Source organism: Vibrio sp. 1402 (assembly GCF_033340275.1).
Genome location: NZ_JAWOWE010000335.1, coordinates 1 through 658 on the forward strand (window position 1 = coordinate 1; position 658 = coordinate 658).

The 658-nt window shown below is 50.8% G+C and carries 1 protein-coding gene; it reads left to right on the forward strand.

The genetic code is table 11. From position 1 onward, the window contains the following. Positions 1–658 (forward strand): glycoside hydrolase domain-containing protein (locus tag R7044_RS25915; RefSeq protein ID WP_225456086.1); only part of this gene is annotated, 658 nt, incomplete at both ends.

The following is a 658-nucleotide window of genomic DNA, read 5'->3' on the forward strand; positions in this document are numbered from 1 at the left end:
ATCGGGGAGTGCCGCAATTCTGGTGATTCTTTTAAAATGACAGGAGTTGCGGGCATGACCTTCGACCAAGTACGCGAAGCGGCAACGAAGAAATGGGAAGACGAACTCGGCAAGATCCAAGTCTCTGGCGACGAGGATTACAAACAGACGTTCTACACCGCGATGTACCACTCGTACCTAGGTCAAACCATTCACTCTGACTTAGATGGTCGCTACCGCCAAGTTCACCAAGGTCGTAACGCATACCCAGATGGCAACACACCTTGGGGCGATAAGATTGATACGCTGAAAGAGTCGATCCGCACTGCCGATGCCAACAAAGATGGCAAAGCAGACTTCACGCGCTACGACACTTTCTCGTTATGGGATACCTACCGCGCAGTTCAACCGCTGTCTTCGATTCTTGAACCTGACCGCCTAGCCGACGTGGTGCTGTCTATGCTGTCTTACGCAGAAGAAGAATGGGTGGATGACAAAGGCAACGTGCGCAAAGGTCGCCTGCCTGAGTGGACATTCAAAGGCAACGAAACTGGCATGATGATGGGCATGCACTCAACGCCTGTGATTCATGATGTGTTGTCGAAAGGCTCACTAGAAAAACGCATGATCGATCTTGGCTTCACAGAAGCAGAGCGCAAAGACGTTAAAGAACGTTTAG